Origin of the sequence: Asticcacaulis taihuensis (assembly GCF_900100255.1) — a bacterium.
GTDB lineage: Bacteria > Pseudomonadota > Alphaproteobacteria > Caulobacterales > Caulobacteraceae > Asticcacaulis > Asticcacaulis taihuensis.
This window is the reverse complement of the sequence record NZ_FMTS01000006.1, coordinates 20601-46556: the sequence shown is the minus strand read 5'-3', so window position 1 is coordinate 46556 and position 25956 is coordinate 20601. Positions and strand designations below refer to the sequence as shown.

Sequence of the window (25956 nt, the reverse complement as noted above, 5' to 3'; positions counted from 1 at the left end):
AGTCGTACTCCGGGACGTTCTGGTGCGTCTCAGAGGCCCATATTTCGCACGGCAAACCAGCCCCTCAGCCAGGCGACAGCCTCATCCGGATCGCCGCATACACCTTCCACTACCCGCCGGCGGCGCATGGCCGAGGCCTGGCGGTAGGTGATTTCGATCACGCCCAGACTGATGGCAATAAAGCGCGCATCGAGCGGCACATCATAATGATCCCCCTGGTGCCAGGCGCGGCGCAGTCCCAGGCGCACGGCCATAAGATGGAGTTCCTCTTCCTCGTCGGCGATCATGTGCGACATCTTCATGCCGCGGAACCGGCCGATGGTGTAGCGATACATGTCATCGATATAAACGGTCATGGTCAGGCCGAGGGCGCGTTGCCTGAAAGCCAGGCTTTTTCGTGCCGAAGATTTTCCCGTGCCTGTATTTCCAGAGGCTTGAAGTGTTCGGTTATGAAGATATCCTCGCGGGCGAGGGTAGGGTCGATAAACAGGCTGCTCCGCCCCTGCCGCCAGGCCGCGTCTCCAATATGGGGCATGTATTCAGCCATCACGCCCTGAGCGTAGCTTAGATAAACCGGCCAGGGCTGGCCCAGTATGGCCATGTCGAGATCAAGCACCAGGTTGGTATCGTGATCATCGCTTGGCTGATGACCGGCGGTGGCCGCGATGATACCGGCGGCCTTAATCAGGCGATCGGGTGTGATCTGGCTCGCCAGTCTGTCTTTCAGCAAATCGGCGCTGCGGTGTTCATTGTCGCTGCGCGTTGGGTCATAGATGACATCATGAAAGACAATAGCCAGGCGAGCCATGTCCGGATCGTTGAACTCAAGACCGGCGGCGCCATTCAACATGGCGATGATATGTTTTTTATTGTGGTAATGCCGTGCGGGATGGCCATATCCGGCCTGCAATTCGGCCAGAAGTGATTCCGATAGCGCTGCCGACAAGTTAAGCGCCTGCGCCAGAACGTGCCATTCGGCCGCGAAGGCATCGGCGGCCGGCATCAGGTGCCCGCCCTGGCGGCCCGTCCGGCTATTTGCAGATAGAGCCGTTCGGCGATCAGAAGGTCCGGCATACCGGTTGATTTGCATTGCTTGTCGGCATCGATCAGATCACGCGCCAGGGCGTCGAGAGCCGGAAAATTCCAGGTCCGCGCCTGGCGCAGCATATCGTCCTCATCCTTCCAGAAGACGCCGGCATTGCGCGTGGCTTCCTTGGTTCCGAGACCCTTTTCGAGATAACTTTTGAGCAATTTCAGCTTGTTATATTGCAGGCTAAGTGCGCGCATGGCGTCCGCCCCGCCTTCACCTTCGGCGAAAGCGCGGCGCAAACCGGCCTGGGCCTGCTTCATGCGGCCACCGAAGGCATCGGAGGCTGCCTTGAAAAGCGAGGCTTCCGGCTCGACGCCGAGAAACTCCTGAAGCTCGACCTCGTTCAGTGTCTTGTGCGAACCGGGGCCGATAAACAGGATCAGCCGTTCGATTTCCTGCCGGGCGATGCCGCGTTCCTTGGGCAGGCGCTGAGCGAAGATATCCATGGCAGCGTTGCTGAGCGAAACGCCGTCTGCAGCAAGGGCTTCGCGGGCCATGCGGACCACATCGCCGGTCTCGTCTTCGTAGCAGGCAATGCTGACCAGGTTCTTGTCGGCATCGGCCAGCCGGCGCAGGGCGGAATCGGCACCCAGACCGCCGGCCTCGATGACGATAAAGGCGTCCTTGTTGTATTCGCCGGCGGCATGGGCTTTCAGAGTGGCCGCCACAGCCTTGTCCAGTACGGCCTTTTCAGAGAAGAACTTAAGCCGGATCAGGCGCTTGCCGCCCATCAGCGACAGGGATTGAAGTTCGCCTTCCAGCAGGCCGCCATCGCCCTCGACATCAGTATCGGTCAGCAGCGAAACATTGAATGGATCGGTGATATCCGGAACGATTTTTTTCGCCAGCACCGTGCAGCGTTCAATGACCTGGCTGCGATCCTTGCCATAGATCAGGGCGCCAACCACATGGGCTGGCGGCTTGCTGAAAAAAGTGTCTATCTCAGCGCGCTTGCTTAATTTCATTGGCTGGCGGCTGAGGTTTCCGTGTCGGACGACATGGCCGAGACGGCGGCATCGGCCGCGGCGGCGTCAGCCGGTGCGACCGCCGGCAGCATATCTCTGTGGAAATACAGGGCGAGATCATGCTGGATCTGCTGGGATATTGCCGTGGCGATGCGCTGCTGGGCATTCTGCTGCGATATCACGCCGGTAAAGGGCGATCTCGATGTATCATAGGTGACGGTTTCGCTAAACCGGTTTGTATACAGTACCTTGCCGGTCGACATGTCCTTGAGGGTATAGACAACAGACGAGGTGATTTCGGACCGGGTCGAAGTGTCATCTACCTTGTAACCCACGCCGTAATGCCTTTCCTTCATGCCGATGGTCAGCAGAAAGGACTTGGGTGCGGATTCATCACCGCCCAGGCCATTGCGCAGGTCCTGTTCCAGGAAATAGCCGGTACGGGTCTGTGGCACCTCGATCGCCACCTGTGAGAGGCTGGCGGTCAGGCCGGTCTTGGCGTAAAGCGGCGCAAACCCGCAGCCTGTCAGGCCGGCAGCGGACACCCCCAGCAAGGCAAGGACGGCAAGGACTCCAAGAACTTTACGCATTCGTTTATCCCACCACGAAGTTGAGAATCCGGTTCGGCACGATGATGATCTTGCGGATGGATACACCGTCAAGATGACGCTTAACCCCTTCGTCCGCAAGGGCCATCTCGCGGATCTGTTCCTCGGAGGCGCCGACAGGGATCGAAATCTCGCCGCGCTTCTTGCCATTGACCTGCACCGGCATGAGGTAGGCGTCGTCCTGCGCCAGGGCCGGATCGAATTTCGGCCAGGCGGCATTGGCGATCAGGCCGTCATGGCCCAGGCGCGTCCAGCATTCCTCAGCCAGGTGCGGGGTCACCGGCGCGATCAACCCGGCCAGCAGGGTCAGGGCTTCGCGGCGGGCCTTTGAGCCGGTCTTTGCGATATCGGCATTGCGGACGATGGTGACGAATTCATAGAGCCTGGCGATGGCGGCGTTGAAGCGGAAGCTCTCAAAGCCCTCGGTGACGAACTTGACCGCCTTGTGCGCGGCCTTCAGAAGGTCAGCGGCGGCGGCTTCATCCGTGCAGGCAATCTCGCCTTCCGGCAGGCTGTCGAACTGATCCCAGACACGGTGGGTAAAGCGCCAAGACCCTTCAACGCCTGAGGTCGACCACTGAACATCGCGCTCGGGCGGTGAGTCAGACAGAACAAAAAGGCGTGCCGAATCAACACCATAGGTGTCGAAAATATCTTCCGGCGCCACGGTGTTCTTCTTCGATTTCGACATCTTTTCGATATCGCCGATAGAGAGCGCTTCGCCTGTGGAGACCTGCACGGCCTTGCGGACGCCACCCTCGGTGCTGACCTCGACATCGGCCGGTTCAACCCAGTGGCCGGCGGCAGTCTTGTAGGTTTCGTGCGTCAGCATCCCCTGCGTGAAGAGGCCGGCAAAAGGCTCCTTCACTTCCAGATAGCCGCAATGATTCAGTGCGCGGGTGATAAAGCGGGCATAAAGCAGGTGGAGCACGGCGTGCTCGATGCCGCCGATATATTGATCGACCGGCAGCCAGTAATCGGCCGCCTGCTTGTTGATCGGGGTTGGCGACTTCGGATCGGTGAAGCGCGCGAAGTACCATGAGGAATCAACGAAGGTGTCGAGCGTGTCGGTTTCGCGGGTGGCGTCCTTGCCGCAGTGCGGGCACTTGGTGTGCTTCCATGTCGGGTGACGTTCCAGCGGATTGCCGGGGATATCGAAGGTGACGTCTTCCGGCAGGACTACCGGCAATTGCTCGTCCGGCACCGGTACGACGCCGCAATCATCGCAATGGATGACCGGGATCGGACAGCCCCAGTAGCGCTGGCGTGAAACGCCCCAGTCACGCAGACGGAAGACGGTCGCGCCTTCGCCAAGGCCCATCTGCTCGATCTTTTCGATGGCCGCGTCCTTGGCGGCTTCGATATCGAGACCGTCCAGGAAGGCGGAATTGAAGATGTGGCCCGGGCCGGTATAGGCCTCAAAACCGACCTTGAAGTCTTCCGGATTGGCGCCCTGCGGCAGGACGACTTCGGTAACGGACAGGTCGTATTTGCGGGCGAAATCGAGGTCGCGCTGGTCGTGGGCCGGACAGCCGAAGATGGCGCCGGTGCCGTAATCCATCAGCACGAAATTAGCGACCCAGACATCGAGCGTGTCGCCCGGCTTGAAGGGATGCTTGACCTTGATACCGGTATTGAAACCCAGCTTTTCGCCCGTGTCGATTTCGGCCTGGGTGGTGCCGCCCTTGGCAATCGACTTGATGAAAGCGGCCAGTTCCGGATTGGCGGCGGCCGCTTCCTGGGCCAGCGGATGATCGGCGGCAATAGCAATGAATGACGCGCCAAACAGCGTATCCGGGCGCGTGGTGTAGACTTCAACGCCCCCATCCTTGTCAGCGAACGGGAAGGTCATCTTCAGGCCGCGCGACTTGCCGATCCAGTTGGACTGCATCAGCCGCACCTTTTCCGGCCAGCGCTCCAGCTCGGTCAGGCCCTCGATCAGGTCGTCAGCGAAGCGGGTGATGCGCATGAACCACTGGGTCAGCTTCTTTTTTTCGACCACGGCACCGGAGCGCCAGCCCTTACCGTCGATCACCTGCTCATTGGCCAGAACAGTCATGTCCACCGGGTCCCAGTTGACCTGGCTTTCGCGGCGGTAAACGAGGTCGTTCTTCAGCAGGGTATTGAACCATTTCTGCTGCTGGCCGTAATAGGCCGGATCACAGGTGGCGAATTCGCGCGACCAGTCGATGGAAAGGCCCAGACGCTTCAGTTCGCCACGCATATTGGCGATATTGTCGTAGGTCCAGCCGCGGGGGTGGATCTTGCGTTCCATGGCAGCGTTTTCCGCCGGCATCCCAAAGGCGTCCCAGCCCATCGGGTGGAGCACATTGAAGCCGCGCGCCCGCTTGAAGCGCGCCACCAGGTCGCCCATGGCATAGTTGCGCACATGGCCCATATGGATGCGACCGGAGGGATAGGGGAACATCTCCAGCACATAGTATTTGGGTTTATCGGCGTCCTGTCGAGTCAGGAACACATTGGCGTCGTCCCAGCGCTGCAACTGGCGGGGTTCGGTCTCTTTGGGATTATAACGGGCCATAAATCTTTGTGCGGATTGTGCGTAAATAGAGATGGCTGCTTATAAGGCGCGTTGCCAGTCAAGACCATAAAAAAAGCCGTTGCGGCATTGACCACAACGGCTTTTTTAAACGGAAAGACCGGTGCCTAGTTCTTGACGTTCGACAGGCGCAGTTCGCGGGCGCGGGTCAGGATGGCGTTTTCGATGTCGAGCTGGGTCTGCTGCGATACGTCGGCAGGCACCCAGCGATCGCCGGCGCGGACTTCCTTCTGGATCGAGACGTTCAGCGCATCGGCGCGCAGGCGCGAATCCAGGATAAAGATGGTGACCTTGAAATGCTCGTCCGGGGTTTGCGGATTGGCGTACCAGTCGGTGATGATCACGCCGCCCCACGGATCGGCCGAGGTCAGGGGCATGAAGGAAATAGTGTCGAGCGAGGCGCGCCACAGATAGGCGTTGACGCCGATGCCTGCCTGTTCCGTATTGGCGGATTCCTTCTTGCCGCCACCAAACAGGTGACCGAGATCGATCTTGCTTTCTTCCGTCGGCGCGGTGGTATTGGCGGAAGCCGTACCGCCCTTGGTGCCCAGGCTGGCACAGGCGCTGAAGGACAGGCATAGGCCCAAAGCAGCGAGAGCCAGGCCGAAACGCTTCGGGGCCGATTTCCGCATAATCGTCATAGACTGATCACTCCGCATGATTTGAATTCGCGCGGCTAAGCAGCCGGAATTCCTGGATTTATTGGCCCCAATTGCCGGTATTGGCCCGGCGACCCGGCCCTCTATAGCATGGAGGCCCTAGGGTATGACAAGGGGTAGCATCACAAGTTTGTTAACTCTACAGCAAATAAGGGCGGATGTGGGGCAAAGCGAAAAAGCTTCCCGGCTCTTTTGCGTCAGGGCTGCAACATCATTTTGCGTTTAGAGGCCGCGCAGGCCTACGCGGCACGGCATCGTCGCGTCAGAGGCGGCGTGCGGTCGCACGCTTGAGATGCCGATAAGTTACTGATCGCCATCCAATATTGTTTATTCCGCGTTTACTATCCGTGGCGGATTCAACACATCTGTCAGGTGAATCTCGCCAGGCGGCTCTTTTCGCGTGATATCAAATTGACCGGTCAGACAATTCGTCATATCTCAATCAGGTCACAGCTTTGTCAAAATAGCTGTGTAAAACAATAAACTGGTATCCGGTGGCTGTTCAGGAAGACAACCCTTTCAAGGGGCGCTCCCGAAATGATCCGGGTTTCGGGCTGTAGAAAAGAAAATGAAATCTGTCGCATTCATGGCTGTATCGGTGATGGTTCTGGCTTTGGCCGGAAGCAGCACTTTTGCCATGGCGCAGACCAAGACCGTGCGTCCGCAGTCGACCGTCGAAAATATCGCCGGCCTGACGCCGCTGGTCCAACCGGTGGGCGAAAGCTTCATCAGCGATGATACGACCGGCTTTTCCAAGCCGCAATCTAAGGTCTACCAGTTCAACCTTGATGGCAAATGGGGCGTCAAGTTCGATGTCAACCAGCCTGAGTCGAGCGCACCGCGCTCCAGCGATATCGATGCCGGCGCCTTTTATCGCCTGACGCCGTCTCTGCGCGTCGGTGGCACGCTCGGTTTCGGTGAAAAGTCCGATCCGATGAAGCCGGAGCCCGCCCGCAGCGCGGCTCAGGGCGACAAGAAGCAGCCGCGTGTCCGCCTGGAAACGACGTTTAAATTCTAAATCCGGTAAGTTCTAAAGTTTAAAAGCGTCCACCGCGCCGATGCCGGCAAGGCCGCTGCCTTTCAGCGACAGGATATTGTCGCATCCAATCCCTCCCAGACCATATACCGGCAGGCTTGACAGCTCCGTCATTTCGCGTGCCCCATTTACACCCAAGGGCACGACGCCCTGAGCCGACGGGCTGTGGCTGGCAAAGACGGGAGATATGAATATTGCCGACAGGCCGCTATCCGTATCCAGGGCGCGCAGGGTCTCGGCATCATGGCAGGCGGCAGTCAGGATCAGGCTCGGTCGCGCGGCATGGAGACCGGCCGCGCGATCAATGCTCGCCTGACGCAGATGAACGCCATCGGCTTCGATCTCCAGCGCCAGGGTGTCGTCCTCGCCGATCAGCAGGGTCAGACCGTTGTCACGGGCAATTTTGCGCAGCAATCGGGCGCGCTGGCTGGCGTGGCCTTCGCCGAAATGGCGATAGACGATTCCGCAGCCCGCGGGCATGTGAATGGCGATATCTTCCGGATGCGGCGTACGCTTCGGATCAGTGAAGAAGAACAAGGGCGGCAATTTGGGGTTTTGGGGTGACTGCGCTTGCGCTATATCCCGTGCCTTGTCGAGCAGATATTGAAAGCGGGTCTTGTATGTCATCAGCGGATGTCCAATCTGGCGCCTATTCTAGGCTCATGGCTCAGATGCACAAGGCTTTAAAGGCGGCGGGCCGCGCACCGGACGCGGCTTATCTGACGGCGGTTTCCAAAAATCAGCCGTGGTCAGCGATCGCGCCGGTACTTGCGGCCGGGCAGCGGCGTTTCGGCGAAAACCGGGTGCAGGAGGCGATGGAGCGCTGGAGCGATAAGCGCGCGCAATATCCGGACCTCGAACTGCGCTTGATCGGGCCTTTGCAAAGCAACAAGGCGGCGGAAGCCGTGGCGTTTTTCGACGTGATCGAAAGCATTGACCGCGACAAGATCGCCCGCGCCATTGCCGACGAAATCCAGAAGCAGGGCAAGGCGCCAGTGCTATATGTCCAGGTCAATATCGGCGAGGAAGCGCAGAAATCGGGCGTTCTGCCAGCGGAGGCGGATGCGTTTCTGGCCACCTGCAAAGGCTATGGCCTGAAAATCGAAGGACTGATGTGTATTCCGCCGGTCGAGGGGCCGCGCGGGCCTTACTTCGCCCTTCTGAAAAAGATCGCCGATCGCAATGGTATCAGCCACCTCAGCATGGGGATGAGCGACGATTTCGAAACAGCGATTGCCTTTGGATCAACCGAAATCCGCGTTGGTTCCGCTTTGTTTGGCAGCCGTTGATTACATCTTCATATCGCCATGGTCCATGCCACCAGACGTGCCGGCCTTGGCCAAGGGCGTATTGGAGACCAGCATGGGCAGGGTGACGGGTCCGGCCTTTTCAAACACCAGGGTGACATTGACCGTTTCGCCTTCGACCGGGCGATGGGTCAGGTTTTCCAGCATGATGTGATTGCCGCCGGGTGCGAAGACCAAGGTATCGCCGGAGCGGATGACGAAGCCATCCTTGGCCTCGGCCATTTCCATGGTCGAGCCGTTCATCTTCATGGTGTGCAGGGTCGTGGTGGTAGCGCACTCGCAGGCCGCCGAGATCAGGCGGTCGTCGGTATTGCCTTTGTTGGTGATGGTGACATAGGCGGCGGTATTGGGATTATTACCCAGGGCCGCGCGCATGGCGTAATTAGTCATGCTGAGACTGGACTGGGTGACCACGCCGCTGGCATCGCTTGAGCTCGATATAGTGGTAGTGCGTTGCTCCACCTTTTCGCAGGCGGACAAAGTGAATGGCAGGGTCAGGCAGACCAGGCCCAGAACGAGTAAAGTACGCATAGCGACCTCCAAACTTAAGGGTGCAGGGTCATTATGACCCTGCCCATAAGCCTACAATCTTTTTCACGTCTTTCACGACCGGCGCAGCCACCTCATTGGCGCGGTCGGCACCGATTTTCAGCACGCGATCGATCTCCGCCGGATCGGCCAGCAGTCCGCGAAGGCGCTGCGAGATCGGCGCCATCTTTTCGACCACGACCTCGGCCAGGGCCGGCTTGAAGGCGCCGAAGCCCTTGCCGCCGAAATCGTTGAGCACATCAGCCACGGAAGTACCGGCCAGGGCCGCATAGATGCCGACCAGGTTTTTGGCTTCCGGCCGGTTTTCCAGACCTTCCGCCGCTTCCGGCAGGACATCGGCATCGGACTTGGCCTTCTTGATCTTGGAGGCGATGGTATCAGCGTCATCGGTCAGGTTGATGCGCGAATTATCGGAAGGGTCTGACTTCGACATCTTGGCCATGCCATCACGCAGGGACATGATGCGCGCGCCGGGGCCCTGGTACAGGGTTTCCGGCACGGGGAAGTAATCGACCTCGAAATCGTGATTGAATTTCTTGGCCACGTCGCGCGTCAGTTCGAGGTGCTGGCGTTGGTCCTCGCCTACCGGTACATGGGTGGCCTTGTAGAGCAGAATATCGGCGGCCTGGAGCACCGGATAGGTGTAGAGGCCCACACTGGCGCGTTCCTTGTCCTTGCCGGCCTTGTCCTTGAACTGGGTCATGCGGTCGAGCCAGCCGAGGCGGGCGACGCAGTTGAAGATCCATGCCAGCTCGACATGCCCGGTGACGGCCGATTGCGGGAAGATGGTCGATTTTTCGATATCGACGCCGGCGGCCAGGTAGCAGGCGGCGATCTCGCGCGTCTGGTCCAGCAGCTTCTGCGGTTCCTGCCAGACGGTGATGGCGTGCAGGTCGGCGATGAAGAAGAAGCGCTCGGCGTCATCGGATTGCATGTCGGCGAACTTCTTCAGCGCGCCTAAGTAATTGCCGAGGTGAAGTGAGCCGGAGGCCTGGATGCCGGAAAGGATGCGCTTCTTGGTCATTTTCTAGTCTTTATGCAGGGCGGCGCCGCAGCACCGCTTTCAGTTCGTGCGGCTTGATCGCGCCGGTTATAAACAGCAGCCCGATATAAAGGAACAGTCCGGCGAAACAAACCCCCAGAACGGCGATTTCCTTGGTGTGACTAAAGATCACAGGCAGCAGCGGAATGCCGCGCACATAGGGGACCACCGAGCCTATCCAGCCCTGTATCAATGGACGTTCGAACGAACTGAATCCGCAAAAGGCCGCCATGCCGAGCCCGCAGAGCAGCAACAGCAGCAGGGTACGGAAGGCTTTGGGGGTAATGATCCAGGTCTTGCGTTTGGCCAGGGTAAAGACCATCAGCGCCACATTGACCCAGGCAGCGGCGGAAGTGCCGATGGCCAGACCGGCCGGGCCGATCAGCTTGAACATGGTCAGGCCGACACTCAGATTCACAATGACCGAGATGATGGCGAACCTCATTGGCCCGAAGGTGTCCTTGCGGGCGAAAAAGGCGGGGTTGAGGATACGGGTCAGGACGAAGGCCGGGACACCCCAGCCATAGTGGAACAGGCAGCGGGCGACCTGGTGGGCGTCATCCAGGTGGAAAGCGTCACGCGTGTAGAGACCATCCATCAGGAAGAAGGGCATGGCCATCAGGGCGGCGGCGGCGGGCAGGGCGAAAGCCATGGAAAACACGACCGCCTGATCCATCTGGACTTGCGCCGCTTCGTGATCCTCGGCATGGACGGCGCGGGAAAGGGCCGGCAGCAGGGCCGTGCCGATGGCGACGCCCACAAGCCCGATCGGTAACTGATAGAAGCGGTCGGCCATGGCCAGCCACGAGGTGGCGCCGTGGATCGATGAGGAAAAGATGCCGGAAATGAAGATATTGACCTGAGTGGCCGCCGCCGCCAGAGCGCCGGGCACGGCCAGCAGGAGCAGCCTGTTAATGTCCTTCGAGAAGACCGGGATGATCGCCAGATTGACATGAGCGCCGGACCTCCGCGCGCCCCACAGCAGCATGGCGGCCTGCAGGATGCCGGCAATCAGGGTGCCGATGGAGCCCCATAGCGCCGAGGCATAGACCGTATGTTGCGGCAGTATGGAAATCAAGGTCACGGCATTGAGCAGGATCGGCACCCCGGCCGACATCAGGAAGCGCCCGCGCGCATTGAGCACGCCGGAGAGGTGCGCCACGATCGCCATGCACGGCAGGTAGGGCATGGTGATCTGGGTGAACAGAACGGCCAGCTTGTACTTGGCGGGGTCGGCCAGGAAGCCTGGCTTAATGACCATCATCAGCCACGGCATGGTGAACTGGCACAACAGGCAGAAGGCGACGGTGATGAAGGTGAGCGTCGCCATGGCGTCATGCGCCATTTTATCGGCCGCTTCTTTCCCGTCACGTTCCAGGGACGCCGAATAGGACGGCACGAAGGCGGCGGAAAACGCGCCCTCGGCGAAGATGCGGCGGAACAGGTTCGGAAACGCCTGGGCGGTGTTATAGGCATCGGCCATGATATTGCCCGAGGCGCCGAGATAGGCCGCCAGCACCAGGTCACGGGCGAACCCGGCTAGACGCGAGATCAGAGTGAAACTGCTGTTGATCAGCGAATTGCGCAGAAGCCCGGAAGGCTTTTTGGCGGGTGGTGCGGGCGTTTCGGCGTCAGACACGGACATGCTCTGCTAGGGTGTGTCTTTCGCTTTAGGCTGGCTGTGGATTTCCTGCAAGCAGTTATGGGTTAACGCGCCAGGCTGGCTTTCGCGCGTGCCAGGTTGCGCTTGGGCGGCTGGGCCGGCTTGTCAAGCACCGCCAGCAATTGCTTTTTCAGGGTCTGTTTCAGGCCGCCGGCCAGTTGCGCCTTGCGATAGTGGTCCGCCACATAGAAGGCGTCGACCGCGCGTTCGCCATAACAATCGATATGCGCCGAGGCGATATCGACATGTTGTTTCGCCATGACCTCGACGATATCCGCCAGCAGGCCGGGACGGTCGCGACCGGAGACCTCGATAATGGTGACATTGGCATTGCTGTCATCGTCAAAAACCACGGTGGGGGCGATGGCGAAGGCGGCGGTGCGCGCCGCGAAGGGCGATTTCCAGGTCAGGGCTTCCGGCAGGCGGCCATTCGCGGCGGCCTCCAGGGCGGTCTGGGCATGTTTCTGACGCGGCAGGTCGTCATGGGCGAAGGGCTTGCCGGTCGAATCCTGCACATAAAACACATCGAGCGCCTGACCGGTGGCGGAGGTAAAGACCTGTGCGCCGACCACGTTTCCGCCGAGATTGGCGAAGCAGCGCGCCAGATCGGCAAAGAGCCCGGTGCGGTCCTCCGCCGAGATCGAGAAGGCGGTCGCGTTACGCACCGTATCGATGCGCAGGGCGACGGCCGGCGCGCCATTGGCTTTGCGCACCAGTACTGCGTGGTTCTTGATATCTTCAGGACTGAAAGAGAACAGGTAGCTTTCGTCCATGGTTTCCAGCCAGGCGGCCATGTCGGCGTCGTTTTCGCTCAATTGTATCCGGCGGGCATGGGCGCGTTGCTGCAGGTCTTCGCGCACACTGGCCACAGCATCCGGGCCACGCCCGCCGCGGAAGGCGCTTTCGGTGGCGTCGAACAGGTCGCGCATCAACTGGCCCTTCCAGGCGTTCCAGACGCCCGGCCCGACGGCGCGGATATCGGCCACGGTCAGGATCAGCAACAGGCGCAGGCGTTCCGGCGTTTCGACGATATGGGCGAAGGCGGCCACGGTTTCCGGATCGGAGACGTCGCGTTTCTGCGCATAGTCGGAGAGGACGAGGTGGTGGCGTACCAGCCAGGCCACCTGATCGATCTTCCAGTCCTCGATGCCCAGCCGTTCGCACGCCTTGCGCGCGGCGATCTCGCCGCCCACTTCCTGGCCCAGTTCATTGCCCTTGCCGGTGTCGTGCAGCAGCATGGCGAGATAGAGCGATTCCTTGTCGGTGACCTGCGGCATGATCACGCTCGACAGCGGATGGTCTTCCTTGTAGGCGCCGGTATCTATGCCGTGGATGATATCGATGGCGCGCAGGGTGTGCTCATCGACCGTATAGGCGTGATACATGTTGAACTGCGTCTGGGCGACGATGCGGCCGAATTCGGGGATATAGCGACCGAGCAGGCCGGTTTCCGACATCATGGACAGCGTCTTGTACGGATCCTTGCCGCGCACCAGCAGGTCAAGGAACAGCCGCGCCGCTTCCGGATTGCGCCGCAAGCTGGGCGTCACCAGGTCAAGATTGCGGGCGATGGCGGTGAAGGCATCGGGATGCAGGTCCAGTTCCAGCCGATCTGCCATCTTGAACAGCATGAACATGGCCACCGGCGATTTCTGGAAGATATCCGGCGAATTGACGCTCAGGCGGCCATTGGTGACGATGAAGCCAGGGTGATCGGCCCGCGTCAGGTTCATGATGCCGGACTGAATCAGGCTCGACAGCCGGGCCAGCGGCTTGGCCTGCTGGGTTTCCAGCTTGGTGCAGAAGGTGCGGGTCAGCGCGCCCACCTCCTTGGCGACCACGAAATAGCGGCGCATGAAGCGCTCGACATTGGGTTCGCCTTCGCGGTCGATAAAGCCCATGCGGCGGGCCACTTCCGGCTGGAGGTCGAAGGTCAGGCGCTCCTCGCCGCGTCCGGCGGCGGTGTGCATGATGATGCGGACCTTCCACAGGAAATCAAAGGCACGCATGAAGATGCGGCGTTCCTTGTCGGTCAGGATCAGGTCAAGCACCTCGGCATCCTTCCCCGCGCCACCGGCCAGGAATTTGGCGATCCAGTAGAGGGTGTGCAGGTCGCGCAGGCCGCCCTTGCCCTCCTTGACATTGGGCTCGACCACAAAACGCGTGGTGCCGGTCTTGACATGGCGCTGGTCACGTTCTTCCAGCTTGGAGGCGACGAAGTCGAAGGCGTGCGATTTCAGGCCGTCGTGCGTGAGCCGGTCTTCGAGGTTCTGGGCCAGTTCGGCATCGCCGGCGATCAGGCGATGCTCCAGCACCGCCGTCATGATGGTGTGATCGCTCCTGACATATTTGAGCGTCTCATCGACCGTGCGCGACGAATGGCCGACCTTCAGCCCTAAGTCCCACAGGGTATAGAGGATGAATTCAATGACCGATTCCGAGTGCGAGGTTTCCTTCCAGGCACGCAGGAACAACAGGTCGAGATCGGAATAGGGCGCCAGTTCACCACGGCCGTAACCGCCGACGGCCAAGAGGGCCAGGCGCTCGCCTTCGGTCGGGTTGCGGGCACGGTAGACATGGGTGAGGGTGAAGTCCCACAGGGCCGAGACCACTTCGTCGGTCACCCCGGCCAGGGCGCGGGCGGTGGCATATCCGCCCTTCTGATCGTCCACGCGCTCAAGCAGGCTGGCGCGGCCCTTGTCGAGCGCGTCTTTCAGAATGGTAACGGCGCGGCGTCGCAAATCGAGCGTGTCACCTGACGAATCCTCATAGGCTTCGGTCAGGCGTCTACGCAGATCAGTCCCGTCGATACGGTATGCGGGCGCCGCCGGGTGTGTCTGGGTGAGCATGGGGGAGGAGTCACTCATATGAACAAAACTCGGCTTGCCTCCGGCTTACAGCAGTTTGTGTAAATTATATATGAGTTCCAGAGCTTCCTTGGGGCTTAAATCATCCGGATTTACGCTCCTGAGCATGGTTTCCACCTTCGAGGGCGCGAAAGACGCCGGTTCCGGTGTGCGACTTGCGGAAAACAGCGGTAAATCGTCGAGCTTGAGTTGGGTCTGATTTTCTTCTTCCAGGCGGGTTAGGATATCGCGGGCGCGCGAAACCACGGCCGGCGGCATACCGGCCAGACGCGCCACCTGTACCCCGTAGGAGCGGTCGGCCGAGCCTTTGCGCGCCTCGTGCAGGAAGATCAGCTCGCCATTGTGCTCATGGGCGGTCAGTGACAGGTTGTTAAGGTGCTTCATTCGCTCTTCGAGCCTGGAAAGCTCGTGATAATGGGTGGCGAAGAGGGTGCGTGCCTTGATGACCTCGTGCAGGTTTTCCGCCGAGGCCCAGGCGATGGCCAGGCCGTCATAGGTGGCGGTGCCGCGGCCGATTTCATCGAGGATGATGAAGGAGCGCTCGCTGGCCTGGGTCAGGATGGCGGCAGTCTCGACCATTTCCATCATGAAGGTAGAGCGGCCCTGCGCCAGGTCATCGCCGGCGCCGACGCGCGAGAACAGCTTGTCGACCACGCCCAGATGCATGGATTTGGCCGGCACGAACAGGCCGGCCTGAGCCATGATGATTAAAAGCGCGTTTTGTCTCAGATAGGTCGATTTACCGGCCATGTTCGGACCGGTGACGAGCGACAATCGCGCGGCATGGGCGCCAGACGCGTCGAGATCGACATCATTGGGCGTGAAGGGCTTGCCCTGGCTTTTCAATGCCGCTGCCACAACCGGATGGCGGCCGCGCGAGATTTCGAGTCTCAGGCTGTCATCGACCACCGGCCGGACCGCATCCCAGTCTTCCGCCCAGCAGGCATTGGCGACCGCGACATCGAGCGCGCAGATGGCGTCATGGCCGCCCTGGATTTCAGCGGCGGCGAGACGCACCTCTTCGCGCAACTGTTCGAAAATGTCCAGTTCCAGTGCCTGGCCCTGCTGCGCGGCGCGCTGGATGCGGCCATCGAGTTCGATCAGTTCGGTGGTGACGAAGCGCACCTGATTAGCCAGAGACTGGCGGTGGATGAACTGCCTTTCCGTGTCCTGCGCCTGAAGCTGTTCGGCCAGCTTGGCGGAAAGCTCGATGAAATAGCCCAGCACATTGTTGAACTTGATGCGGATGGCGATGCCGGTTTCAGCGGCCAGTCTTTGCTCCAGCGCCAGAATGATCTGGCGGCTGTCATCGCGCAGGGCCCGCGCCTCGTCCAGGTCGGCATTGAAGCCGGGACGGATGAAGCCGCCGTCGGACAGTTTGAGCGGCGGCTCTTCGACAACGGCGCGCGCCAGTTTGTCGCGCAACTGGCTGAGCGGCAGGGAAGGCACCAGGGCCGAGATGATGCCGTCGATTTCCTGCGGAATGGCGGGGGGATCGCCAGCCAGGTCGTCATGTTCCTGATGGCGGGCGTCGTTTAGCTGGCTGGCTAGGGCTTCGCTGATGGTCAGCGCCTGGGTAATGACGCACAGGTCGCGCGCGCTTCCCCGGCCCAGAGACAGCCGCGACAGGGCCCGCGCCTGATCGGACAGCGAGCGCATCAGGTGGCGCAGGGTCTCGCGCAATGTCCGGCGCGGCAGCAGCCACTCGATCGTGTCCAGCCGCGCATTGATATCGGCCGGATTATACAGCGGGCGCGCGAGACGGTTCAGCAACAGGCGGCAGCCGCCTGAGGTCACCGTCATGTCTAGCGCCGAAATCAGGCTGCCTTCGCGCTTGCCCTGTTGGGTGCGGTCGATCTCAAGGCTGTTGCGCGTGGCAGCGTCGATGGCGAGATAGTTGTTGGAAATCACCCGTGCCGGCGGTTTCAGGGTCGGAATCTTGCCAGCCTGGGTCAGGTCGATATAAGCGGCCAGCAAGCCCAGCGCCGAAACCTCGGCCGGGCTGAACGCACCGAAACCATCTAGCGTGGAGACACCGTAGAGCTTGAGCAGGCGCGCTTCACCGCTCGTCGGATCGCATAGCGAGGCCGGCTGCGGCTGGATGACCCCGCCGTACATTTTGAGCAGGGGGTAAATGGCCTCGTCCTGGATCAGGCGGTCAGCCACCAGGCTTTCCGAAGGCCGCAGGGCGGACAACTGAACGCCCAGTTGTTCGGGCGCAACCTCCAGCACCTCGACATCACCGGTCGAAAGCTCCACCGCCGCCAGGGCCAGCACACCGCCGCGCGATGACAGCGCGACCAGCCGGTTGGCGCCGCGCTCCTCCAGAAGCGTATCCTCAGTCAGTGTGCCCGGCGTTACAACGCGTGTTATACCGCGCTTGACGATGGCTTTCGAGCCGCGCTTTTTCGCTTCGGCCGGGTCTTCCAACTGATCGCAGACGGCGACGCGGTGGCCGAGCCGGATCAGCTTGGCGATATAGGCATCGGCGGCATGGGCGGGCACGCCAGCCAGCGGAATATCCTTGCCCTGGAACTGCCCGCGCTTGGTCAGGGCCAGTGAAAGGGCTGCCGAGGCGATGACCGCATCCTCGAAAAAGATTTCGTAGAAATCGCCCATGCGCATCAGCAGGAGGGCATCCGGATACTGCGCCTTGAGCTGGATATATTGCGCCATGACCGGCGTGGCACCCTCCACATTCGGGACGGTGGCATCAGGCGTGAGGGTTTGCGGGGCGTTCATGCCGCGAAGTTAACCATTGTTAACAGCGAAGAGAAGGGATTTCGCAAAGGAAAGTGTGTAAAACTTCTCCAACAGCTTGGCTGTTGGCAAGTGCGACACACGCCCGAGCTTAGGCGAGGAGCCCATGTCTTGGAGTGCCGGCGCTTGAGCTCTCTTATGTGTAAAACCCCTTCAAACCGCGCTTTAAAAACAACAACTTGCAAATTCATTTGTCAGACAATAAAGAAAAGTACCCCTGCGACCGTGTAGACCCTTTATTCGCCGCCGCTCTTGTTCTATTCCGTTAGGGACGCAAGTCCTTAAATTATAATATAAATCGCCACACACCCTGTCAGAGTTTCCCTAAAGTCATGACCACCGAAAAACAGACCTTCAGCGACGACGAAGCGCTGCACCTTCACCAGCATCCCCAGCCGGGCAAGATCGCGCTGATGGCGACCAAGCCGATGGCCACCCAGCGCGACCTGGCCCTGGCCTATTCGCCGGGCGTGGCGGTGCCGGTGCTGCGCATCGCCGAGAACCCCGAAGCGGCCTATGACTATACGGCCAAGGGCAATATGGTGGCGGTCATTTCAAATGGCACGGCCATCCTCGGTCTCGGCAATCTCGGTGCGCTGGCCTCCAAGCCGGTCATGGAAGGCAAGTCGGTTCTCTTCAAGCGCTTCGCCGATATCGACTCGTTCGATATCGAGGTGGCGACCCAGGAACCGAACGAATTCATTACGGTGGTGAAGAACATCACGGGCGCCTTTGGCGGCGTCAACCTGGAAGATATCAAATCGCCGGAGTGCTTCATCATCGAGGCGGCCCTGCAGGATCTGGCGGATATCCCCGTCTTCCACGATGACCAGCACGGTACGGCCATCATCGCCTCCGCCGGCCTGATCAATGCGCTCGAAATCACTGGCAAGAAGATCGAGGATGTCAAGGTCGTGCTCTGCGGCGCCGGCGCCGCCGGTCTGTCGTCGCTCTCTCTGATCAAGTCGCTGGGCGTAAAACATGAGAACACCACGGTGGTCGATATCCACGGCGTCGTCTATGAAGGCCGCACCATCGACATGGACCAGTGGAAGGCGCCGCACGCCACCAAGACCTCGAAGCGGACGCTTGCCGAGGCAATGGTCGGTGCCGACGTTTTCCTGGGCCTGTCCGCCAAGGGCGTGCTGACGCCGGACATGGTCGCCACCATGGCCGACAAGCCGATCATCTTCGCCATGGCCAATCCGGACCCGGAAATCACGCCGGAAGAGGTGGCCAGCGTGCGTTCCGACGCCATCGTCGCTACCGGCCGCTCGGATTACCCGAACCAGGTCAATAACGTCCTGGGCTTCCCCTATATCTTCCGCGGCGCGCTCGATGTCCGCGCCCGCCGGGTAAACCACGAGATGAAGCTGGCCGCGGCCCATGCCTTGGCGCAGCTCGCCCGCGAAGATGTGCCTGATGAAGTGGCCGCCGCCTATCAGGGCCGTCATCTGAAATTCGGCAAGGACTATATCATTCCGTCGCCGTTCGATCCGCGCCTGATCTGGTACATTCCGCCCTTCGTGGCCCAGGCCGCCATGGATACCGGCGTGGCCCGCAAGCCGATCACCGATATGGACGCCTACCGCAAGACGCTGGAACAGCGCCTCGATCCGTCGGCCGGCTTCCTGCAATCGATCACCTCGGCGGTCCGTTCGAGGCCCTCCAAACGCATTGTCTTCGCCGAGGGCGAGGATATTTCGGTCATCCGCGCCGCCCACGCCTTCAAGCTGCAAGGGCTCGGCACGCCGATCCTGTGCGGCCGTGAAAACCTGGTCGAGGAGAACATGCGCGCTGCCGGTATCGATCCGAAAGAAGAGGGTATCGAGATCGTCAATGCCCGCCTGAGCCACCGCAATGCCGCCTATTCACAGTTGCTTTATTCGCGCCTCCAGCGAGAAGGCTACCTCAAGCGCGACGTCGATCGCCTGATCAACCTGGACCGCAATTCGTTTGCCGCTGCCATGGTCATTTCCGGCCATGCCGATGGCATGGTCACCGGCGTGACGCGCTCGTTCGACAAGTCATTGGATGACGTGCTGCGCGTGGTCGATCCGGCGCCGGGCGGTCGCATCATGGGTCTCTCGATCGTGCTGGCCAAGGGCCGGACCATCTTCGTGGCCGATACCACGGTCGCCGAAATGCCATCGCCGGAAGAGCTGGGCGATATCGCCATCGAAGCCGCCATGGCGGTACGCAGCATGGGCCACACCCCGCGCGTGGCCTTCATGAGCTATTCAACCTTCGGCAATCCGACCGGCGAGCGTTCGGATCGCGTCAAGGAAGCCGTGCGCCTGCTGGAAGAACGTGGTGTGGACTTTGAGTTTGAAGGTGAGATGCCGCCCGACGTGGCGTTGGAGCCGGCCATGTGGGCCAACTATCCCTTCCAGCGTCTGACCGCGCCGGCCAATGTGCTGATCATGCCGGCCATTCAGTCGGCCTCGATCTCGACCAAGATGATTGAAGCCCTGGGCGGGGCCACGGTGGTGGGTCCGCTGCTGCTGGGTCTCTCCAAGCCGGTGCAGATCTGCCAGTTGTCGGATTCTGTATCGAAGATCCTGACCATGGCGACGTTTGCCGCCTATGATATCCGGGCATCGGCGAAGGGGTGACACTGTCGGGTTTCGGGATGAAGGGGCCTAGAAACGTTGTTTGGGGCCCCTTCGTCTTTTCTTAATAAACAAAAAGAGCGGCCCCTTTTGGGAGCCGCTCCTTTTGTTTCTCAGGGTGAGGTGAGGGGTCGCGGACCCCTCGACCCCATTACACGACGGTGTCGGTCCTCCGGCGGAAATACAGCCAGAATGACATGGCGATAGCGACAAATCCGATCACAATGGTATAGGCGAAGAAGGTGAAATAGCCCGCGCCCAGAGCCGCGGGTGTCACCCCCAGCTTGGCGGCGGGTGTGACATAGGAATCGGCATGAAGATGTGTCATCAGGCCGGTAAACAAGGATGCGATACCCCCCTGGTCCGCTGCTTTGGCCGATGCCTCGACAATACGCCCCGACTGCGAGGCAACCAGCTTGCCGAGTATCGAATACAGGCTGGAGAAAAGGGCATATTGCGATGCTGTGAATGAGGCCGAGGTCAGGGAGGACATGTAGGCGATCAGCACTGTGCCCGAAATACCGGCCGAGATGTTATCCATGGCCATGGCTATGGCGAATACCCGGACATCGTGACCCGCGCAAGCCAGCCACATGAAGCCGGCGTGGCTCAGGGGGCCGACGAGGGCACCGATGATCAGCGATCGCATCAGTCCGAACTGCGCGATGATCCAACTGGCGAAGCCCAGACCGATCATCGACATGATCACGCCCCAGACCTTGCGCATTCCGGCGATGGTGTCGACGTCGAAGCCGAGGTCGACATAGAAGGGATTCATGATGTTGAGTACGAATTCGCTGACGCGATAGACCAGGATCAGGGCCAGGATAAACGCCGCCCAGTTTTCATAGCGCTGGAAGAAATCGGCTACGGGTGCGACGAAAGCGCCCTTGAAATAGGCGCCGGGCCGGGTGGCCCAGGGCAAGGGCAGGCAGCACGCCGCAAGCAGACCGAAGCCGATCAGGAAGGCCGGGATTTGCAGGAAAACGCCCGTGGCCTTGGCGGTCCATATAACTTTCAGGGCCTGTTGCGCCTGATCGCTGAGACCGACCAGCCCCAGCAGAAAATCGAGTACATCGACATTGCCGGTCAGGCCACACCCCATGAGAATGGCAGCCAGCACAATCAGAATGCCGCGCGTGGCCCATTCCGCCGCTTCACGCCATGGCTGCGCTGTCAGGCCTTCCATATGAATAGGACGGATGGTGTGCGCCTTTTCGCGCGGCGCCAGCAACACGGCGGCGATCCCCACCGCCATGAAGGCCGCCATCACGGCATAGGCCATGTTCCAGCCCAACGGCTTGGACAAAACGAGAGGCAATACACCGGACAGGATCATCGAGATGCGATAACCCCATTGATAACAGGAAGCCATCAGCCCTTGCAGTTTCTCCTCGACCGCCTCGATACGCCAGGCATCCATGACGATGTCCTGCGTCGCGGCGATAAAGCCGGTCAGGGAGGCGATGATGACCATGCCCACAATGCCGCGTTCCGGATGGCTAAGCGATATGCCCAGCAGCCCGATCACCAGTAAGCCCTGGATCAGCAGCAACCAGCCACGGCGATGACCGAGATGGCGGGTCAGGAAGGGCAGGTTAAGCCGGTCGATCACCGGTGCCCAAAGGAATTTCAGCGTATAGCTAAAGGTGGTGAACAGGAAGAAATAGCCAATATCAGCCAGGGAAACGCCCGCCTGTCGCAGCCAGACGCTGGCGGTATCATAGATCAGCAGGTATGGCAGGCCGGAGGAAAAGCCGAGGGCCAGCATAACTGAGGCGGGCCAAAGGTTCCGCTTAAGTTTAGCGCTTTCGTCCGCTACAGATTTTTCCGACATGCCTTGCTCCGTCCGTTTGAAGGGAAGGTATGGGGCTTCGCCCGGCCTGTCAAAGCGTCAGATGTGCAGAGCTTAAGCGCTTTTGGCCGCCGGGTGCTCGCCGGTCCAGGTCTGAAGGCGGTGTTTGAGCGCTACGAGTTCGATCGGCTTGGTCAGGAAGTCGTTCATGCCGGCATGAATGCTGGCGCGGCGGTCTTCCTCATAGGCATTGGCGGTCAGGGCAATCACTGGTGTGCGGATGCCCATGGCGCGGATTTCACGCACCGCACCGAGGCCATCAATGCCCGGCAGGCCGAGATCCATGAAGATGATATCGAACTGGCGAGACTTAACAATATCTATGGCCTCCTCGCCGGAAGAAGCGCGTTCGACACGGCAGCCTTCGCGCTGGAGCAGGATTTGCGCCAGCAGAGCATTGACCGGATTATCCTCGACCAGCAGTACGGACTTGTCCGGCGCGGATTCGCTGACTATGCGCTCGTCGTCATTCTGCGGTTTCGGTTCGACCTTCTGTTCCTGATCGTGCAGCGTCTCCAGACGTTCGAGCAGGGAGGAGCGACGCAGGGGCTTGATGAGGTAGCCGGACCAGCCTTTTTCGCGCCAGGCATCGATTTCGTCGCGCTGCTCCGGCGCCAGCAAAATCAGGCTGCGCGGGGAGGGTGCAGGTACGGGCGCGGAAAAGGCGGCACGATCGGCCAGGATAATAGCCTGTGGATCGAAAATGTCTTCGGCGCGCGGCACCATGCGCAGACGGCAATCGCCCGCTGCCAGATGCGACCCGGCGCCTTCGGCCAGGATGTCATTGTCGCCGATAAAGGCGATGGCGTGGGGATAGCGGTTTTGTGACGGCCGGTTGCGCAGGCCATAGGGCGCGCGAAATTCGACGGTAAAGCGCGAGCCGTGGCCGACTTCGCTTTCGAGCGTGAGCGTGCCCTGCATAACGTCGACGAGTTTCTTGACAACCACCAGTCCCAGTCCGGCGCCGCCATAACGGGTGGCGTGGCTGGGCTCTACCTGCCCATATTCCTCGAAAATACGCACACGGGCTTCTTCCGGAATACCGGCGCCGGTATCGCGGACACTGAAACGGACAAGGCCGACATCGCTCAGGCCGACATGGATCAGCACGCCGCCTTTTGTGGTGAATTTGATGGCATTGCCGGCCAGATTGAACAGGATCTGGCGCAGGCGGCCTTCATCAGCATGGATATAGTCAAGGCGCGGATCGAGCGACCACACCACCTCTATATGATTGGCGTGGGCGCGCGGTGACAGAAGCTCAGCCACGCTCTGCAGCAACGGCTCCAGTTGCACCTCGGTCGTTTCCAGTTCGATCCGGCCGGCATCGATACGGGCATAGTCGAGCAGATCATTGACCAGGGTGAGCAGGTGATCGCCGGATTCACGCGCCGTCTGGACGTACGACGCTTGGTCAGGAGACAGGGGCGTACGGGTCAGAAGCGATAACATGCCCATGACGCCATTGAGCGGGGTGCGGATTTCATGGCTCATAAGGCGGAAAAAATCTTCGCGCGCTTTCAGGCGCTCCTCAGGCGATAGCCGCTCTTCCTGATCGTGGCCTGTAACTGAAATCTGCATGGGGATTCTTCCGCCTGTCCCTAACTGAGGAGACCAGCCTAGATCAAAAAGGTTAAGTTAGCTCCAATGCGGGATTCACATAGTATTAAGATACCACGCGGCCCTGCATTCGCGCCTCAACCTGGTCATCGGTGGTGGCCGTGCGGCGATAGACCAGGGCTTCTGCGATGTGGCGGCGAAGTACCGGGCCGGATTGTTCGAGGTCGGCAATAGTGCGCGCCAGGCGCAGGGTGCGGGTCCACCCACGGGCGCTTAATCCGGTCTGCTGCGCGGCCTGTGTCAGCAGGGCCTTAGCGCTGTCGTCAAGGGCGCAAATGTGTTCTAGACCGGCACCGTAGGCGGTGGCGTTCAGGCCATTATCTGTGGCCAGGTCAAGCCGCCGGGCACGGTCGAGCTGGATCTCGCGCGCCGCTGATACGCGGGCGGCGACCTCCTTCGAGCCTTCAGCCGGCGCGGGCAGGGCCATGTCCATGGCGGTGACCGGCGGAACATCGATTTGCAGGTCGATGCGATCCATCAGCGGTCCGGACACCCGGCCCTGGTAATCCCTGATGCAGCGCGGGGCCTTGCCGCAGGCGCCCTTGCCGACGCCGCCATAGCCGCAGCGGCAGGGATTCATAGCCGCCACCAATTGCACGCGCGCGGGGTATTTGACGTGGTGATTGGCGCGCGCCACGATGATTTCATTGGTTTCCAGCGGTTGGCGCAGCGAATCCAGCGCCTGCGGCGAAAATTCCGGCAGTTCATCAAGAAACAGCACGCCATTATGCGCCAGGGAGACCTCGCCCGGCTTGGCGCGCATCCCGCCGCCGGTCAGGGCCGCCATCGAGGCCGAATGATGCGGGGCGCGGAAGGGCCGTTCACGGGTAAGCTCGCCCTTGGCGATCAGCCCGGCCATAGACCAGACCTGAGAGGTTTCCAGCAGTTCGCGCGAGGTCAGGGGCGGCAATATACCCGGCAGTCTCTGGGCCAGCATCGACTTGCCCGATCCCGGCGGGCCGACAAACAGCAGATTATGACCGCCCGCCGCGGCGATTTCCAGAGCGCGCTTGGGCACTTCCTGGCCCTTGACCTCATTGAGATCGAGCGGTTTGGCGGATGCCTTCACCTCGCCTGGCACCGGCGGACTGAGCACGGCATGGCCCTTGAAATGATTGATCAGGGCAATCAGCGAGGCAGGCGCGAGAATATTGACATCGCCCGCCCAGGCGGCTTCGGCGCCATTATCGGCCGGGCAGATCAGCCCCATGCCGAACTCCGAGGCGGCGATGGCCGCGGGCAGGGCGCCGCTGATGGCGGCAATGCGGCCATCGAGCATCAGTTCGCCGACGCAGACATAGTTGGTCAGGGCGTCTTCGGGAATAATGCCCATGACGGTCATCAGGGCGAGCGCGATTGGCAAGTCGAAATGCGAGCCTTCCTTGGGCAGGTCGGCAGGCGAGAGCGCGGCAACGATGCGCTTGCCCGGCAGGCTCAAACCCATGCCGGCAAAGGCGCCACGCACCCGTTCGCGGCTTTCGGCCACAGCCTTGTCGCCCAGTCCGACCACATGAAAAGAGATGTGCCCATTGGTCAGGACAACCTCGGCCTCGACCCGGCGCGCTTCGGCGCCTTCAAACGCAACGGTGGTGATCCGCGCCGGCATGTGATTGCCCCCGTTTAATCTCTTGCCAATGGTCTGGCCAAAATCTGGTACGCCTATACTGGAATTATCCACAGTCTAGTGCGTTGAAAAATACAAAGCAAGAACAAAAATGGAACAAATGCGCATTTTCTCAACCCTGCCTTGCGGAGGGGGAAATCGGGCGGTTGATTTTAATATTTACCGACGGGAAACCGGCCTCGTTATCAGGCACGGTTCTGGAGCGTCTCGGCTATGCGATCCCACAAAATTTCGCCGGCATCAACCCCTTCAAAAGCTTTTAGCTGCACGGCGCCGGTGGGTGAGGTGACGTTGATTTCGGTCAGGTAATCGCCGATCACGTCAATGCCCACAAACATAAGACCTTTTTCCTTAAGCACCGGCTTGAGTATCTCGCAGATTTCCCGATCACGATTTGTGAGCACCAGCGGTACGGCCGTGCCGCCGACGCGCAGGTTGGAGCGTACGGCGCCTTTTTCCGGCACACGATTGATGCCACCGACGATTTCACCATCGATCAGGATGATGCGCTTGTCGCCGGCGCTGACCGCCGGAATGAATTTTTGCAGGATGACCGGCTCACGGCTCATATTGCCGAAGAGTTCGATCAAGGCGTCGAGATTGCGGTCGCCGGCCTTGAGCTTGATGATGCCGTTGCCTGCTGCACCGTGCAGGGGCTTGAGGATACAGTCGCCGTGGCGCTCGAAGAAATCATGCAGGGCCACCGGATCGGAGGAAATCAGGGTCGGCGGCTGTAGGCCGGGGAAACGTGTCGCCAGCAGTTTTTCCGGGGCATCGCGCACGCTGGTCGGGTTATTGACCACCAGGGTTTTCGGATGGACGGCCTCTAAGAAATAGGTGGCGGTGATGTAGGCGATATCGAAGGGCGGGTCCTGACGCATCAGGATGACATCGAGATCATCGGACAGGTCGAGCTTTTCATAGTCACCCAGCGTGACATGATCGCCCTTGACCTCCCGCAAGGTGACCTTGCGTGCGCGGGCGAAGGGCTTGCCGTCTTCGTAGCTCAGATGTTCGGGTTGATAGACCCAAAGGGTATGACCGCGCCGCTGCGCTGCCATCATCAGCAGGAACGTGGTGTCGCCACCGATATTGATGTTTTCGATGGGGTCCATCTGGACGGCGACGCGCAGGCTCAT

19 protein-coding genes are annotated in these 25956 nt (G+C 60.6%); 3 read left to right on the top strand and 16 right to left on the bottom strand.

Going from position 1 to position 25956, the window contains the following annotated elements:
• Window positions 1-29 precede the first annotated feature (29 nt).
• The 6 genes from BLO49_RS14090 to BLO49_RS14065 form a co-directional block, all read right to left on the bottom strand.
• Complete coding sequence (locus BLO49_RS14090; RefSeq protein ID WP_090649827.1) at window positions 30-356, bottom strand: DUF4031 domain-containing protein; 327 nt, start codon at window positions 354-356, stop codon at window positions 30-32.
• Between the two features lie 2 nt (window positions 357-358).
• Window positions 359-1003 carry an HD domain-containing protein gene (locus BLO49_RS14085; RefSeq protein WP_090649826.1) on the bottom strand — a complete coding sequence of 215 codons (645 nt, stop codon included), beginning with the start codon at window positions 1001-1003 and terminating at the stop codon, window positions 359-361.
• Complete coding sequence (holA, locus tag BLO49_RS14080; protein ID WP_090649824.1) at window positions 1003-2055, bottom strand: DNA polymerase III subunit delta; 1053 nt, start codon at window positions 2053-2055, stop codon at window positions 1003-1005. The genes BLO49_RS14085 and holA overlap by 1 nt, the downstream gene beginning before the upstream one ends.
• Window positions 2052-2645, bottom strand: coding sequence for a hypothetical protein (locus tag BLO49_RS14075; RefSeq protein WP_090649822.1), 594 nt, complete (start codon window positions 2643-2645; stop codon window positions 2052-2054). The genes holA and BLO49_RS14075 overlap by 4 nt, the downstream gene beginning before the upstream one ends.
• A 4-nt stretch (window positions 2646-2649) precedes the next feature.
• Complete coding sequence (leuS, locus tag BLO49_RS14070) at window positions 2650-5205, bottom strand: leucine--tRNA ligase (RefSeq protein ID WP_090649821.1); 2556 nt, start codon at window positions 5203-5205, stop codon at window positions 2650-2652.
• A gap of 125 nt (window positions 5206-5330) precedes the next feature.
• Window positions 5331-5864 (bottom strand): DUF3576 domain-containing protein, encoded by a 534-nt coding sequence (locus BLO49_RS14065; protein WP_090649820.1) that lies wholly within the window; start codon window positions 5862-5864, stop codon window positions 5331-5333.
• Between the two features lie 586 nt (window positions 5865-6450).
• On the opposite strand from BLO49_RS14065, the gene BLO49_RS14060 reads away from it, so the two are divergent.
• On the top strand, window positions 6451-6900 hold the full coding sequence (locus BLO49_RS14060) for an NtrZ family periplasmic regulatory protein (RefSeq protein WP_245679044.1): 450 nt from the start codon (window positions 6451-6453) through the stop codon (window positions 6898-6900).
• A 12-nt stretch (window positions 6901-6912) separates the two neighbouring features.
• On the opposite strand, the gene BLO49_RS14055 is transcribed toward BLO49_RS14060, so the two are convergent.
• Window positions 6913-7545 (bottom strand): thiamine phosphate synthase, encoded by a 633-nt coding sequence (locus tag BLO49_RS14055; protein WP_090649819.1) that lies wholly within the window; start codon window positions 7543-7545, stop codon window positions 6913-6915.
• Window positions 7546-7589: 44 nt separating this feature from the next.
• Here BLO49_RS14055 and BLO49_RS14050 point away from each other — a divergent pair, with 44 nt between their 5' ends.
• The gene (locus BLO49_RS14050) at window positions 7590-8207 is read left to right on the top strand and encodes a YggS family pyridoxal phosphate-dependent enzyme (protein WP_245679043.1); all 618 of its coding nucleotides are present in this window, start codon (window positions 7590-7592) and stop codon (window positions 8205-8207) included.
• Here the strand turns inward: BLO49_RS14050 and BLO49_RS14045 are convergent, their stop codons facing one another.
• The 5 genes from BLO49_RS14045 to mutS all read right to left on the bottom strand — a co-directional run bounded on the left by BLO49_RS14045 (window position 8208) and on the right by mutS (window position 17088).
• A complete protein-coding gene (locus BLO49_RS14045) occupies window positions 8208-8756 on the bottom strand; it encodes a copper chaperone PCu(A)C (protein WP_090649816.1) in 549 nt (182 codons plus the stop codon). It abuts the gene before it with no gap.
• A 31-nt stretch (window positions 8757-8787) separates the two neighbouring features.
• Window positions 8788-9798, bottom strand: a complete 1011-nt coding sequence (trpS, locus tag BLO49_RS14040) for a tryptophan--tRNA ligase (RefSeq protein WP_090649815.1) — start codon at window positions 9796-9798, stop codon at window positions 8788-8790.
• 10 nt (window positions 9799-9808) lie between these two features.
• Window positions 9809-11461: a murein biosynthesis integral membrane protein MurJ gene (gene murJ, locus BLO49_RS14035; protein WP_090649813.1), complete on the bottom strand. Its 1653-nt coding sequence runs from the start codon at window positions 11459-11461 to the stop codon at window positions 9809-9811.
• Window positions 11462-11523: 62 nt separating this feature from the next.
• Complete coding sequence (locus BLO49_RS14030) at window positions 11524-14346, bottom strand: [protein-PII] uridylyltransferase (RefSeq protein ID WP_090649811.1); 2823 nt, start codon at window positions 14344-14346, stop codon at window positions 11524-11526.
• Between the two features lie 27 nt (window positions 14347-14373).
• Window positions 14374-17088 (bottom strand): DNA mismatch repair protein MutS, encoded by a 2715-nt coding sequence (gene mutS, locus BLO49_RS14025; protein WP_090649810.1) that lies wholly within the window; start codon window positions 17086-17088, stop codon window positions 14374-14376.
• Window positions 17089-17438: 350 nt separating this feature from the next.
• On the opposite strand from mutS, the gene BLO49_RS14020 reads away from it, so the two are divergent.
• Window positions 17439-19721, top strand: coding sequence for an NADP-dependent malic enzyme (locus BLO49_RS14020; protein WP_090649809.1), 2283 nt, complete (start codon window positions 17439-17441; stop codon window positions 19719-19721).
• A gap of 148 nt (window positions 19722-19869) precedes the next feature.
• Here BLO49_RS14020 and BLO49_RS14015 read toward each other — a convergent pair whose 3' ends face one another.
• From BLO49_RS14015 to gshB, 4 genes are all read right to left on the bottom strand, one after another.
• Entirely contained in the window at window positions 19870-21555 is a 1686-nt protein-coding gene (locus BLO49_RS14015) for an AmpG family muropeptide MFS transporter (protein ID WP_090649808.1), read from the bottom strand.
• Between the two features lie 72 nt (window positions 21556-21627).
• On the bottom strand, window positions 21628-23154 hold the full coding sequence (locus BLO49_RS14010) for a response regulator (RefSeq protein ID WP_090649806.1): 1527 nt from the start codon (window positions 23152-23154) through the stop codon (window positions 21628-21630).
• A gap of 85 nt (window positions 23155-23239) precedes the next feature.
• Window positions 23240-24799: a YifB family Mg chelatase-like AAA ATPase gene (locus tag BLO49_RS14005; protein ID WP_090649804.1), complete on the bottom strand. Its 1560-nt coding sequence runs from the start codon at window positions 24797-24799 to the stop codon at window positions 23240-23242.
• Between the two features lie 203 nt (window positions 24800-25002).
• Window positions 25003-25956, bottom strand: a complete 954-nt coding sequence (gene gshB, locus BLO49_RS14000; protein WP_090649802.1) for a glutathione synthase — start codon at window positions 25954-25956, stop codon at window positions 25003-25005.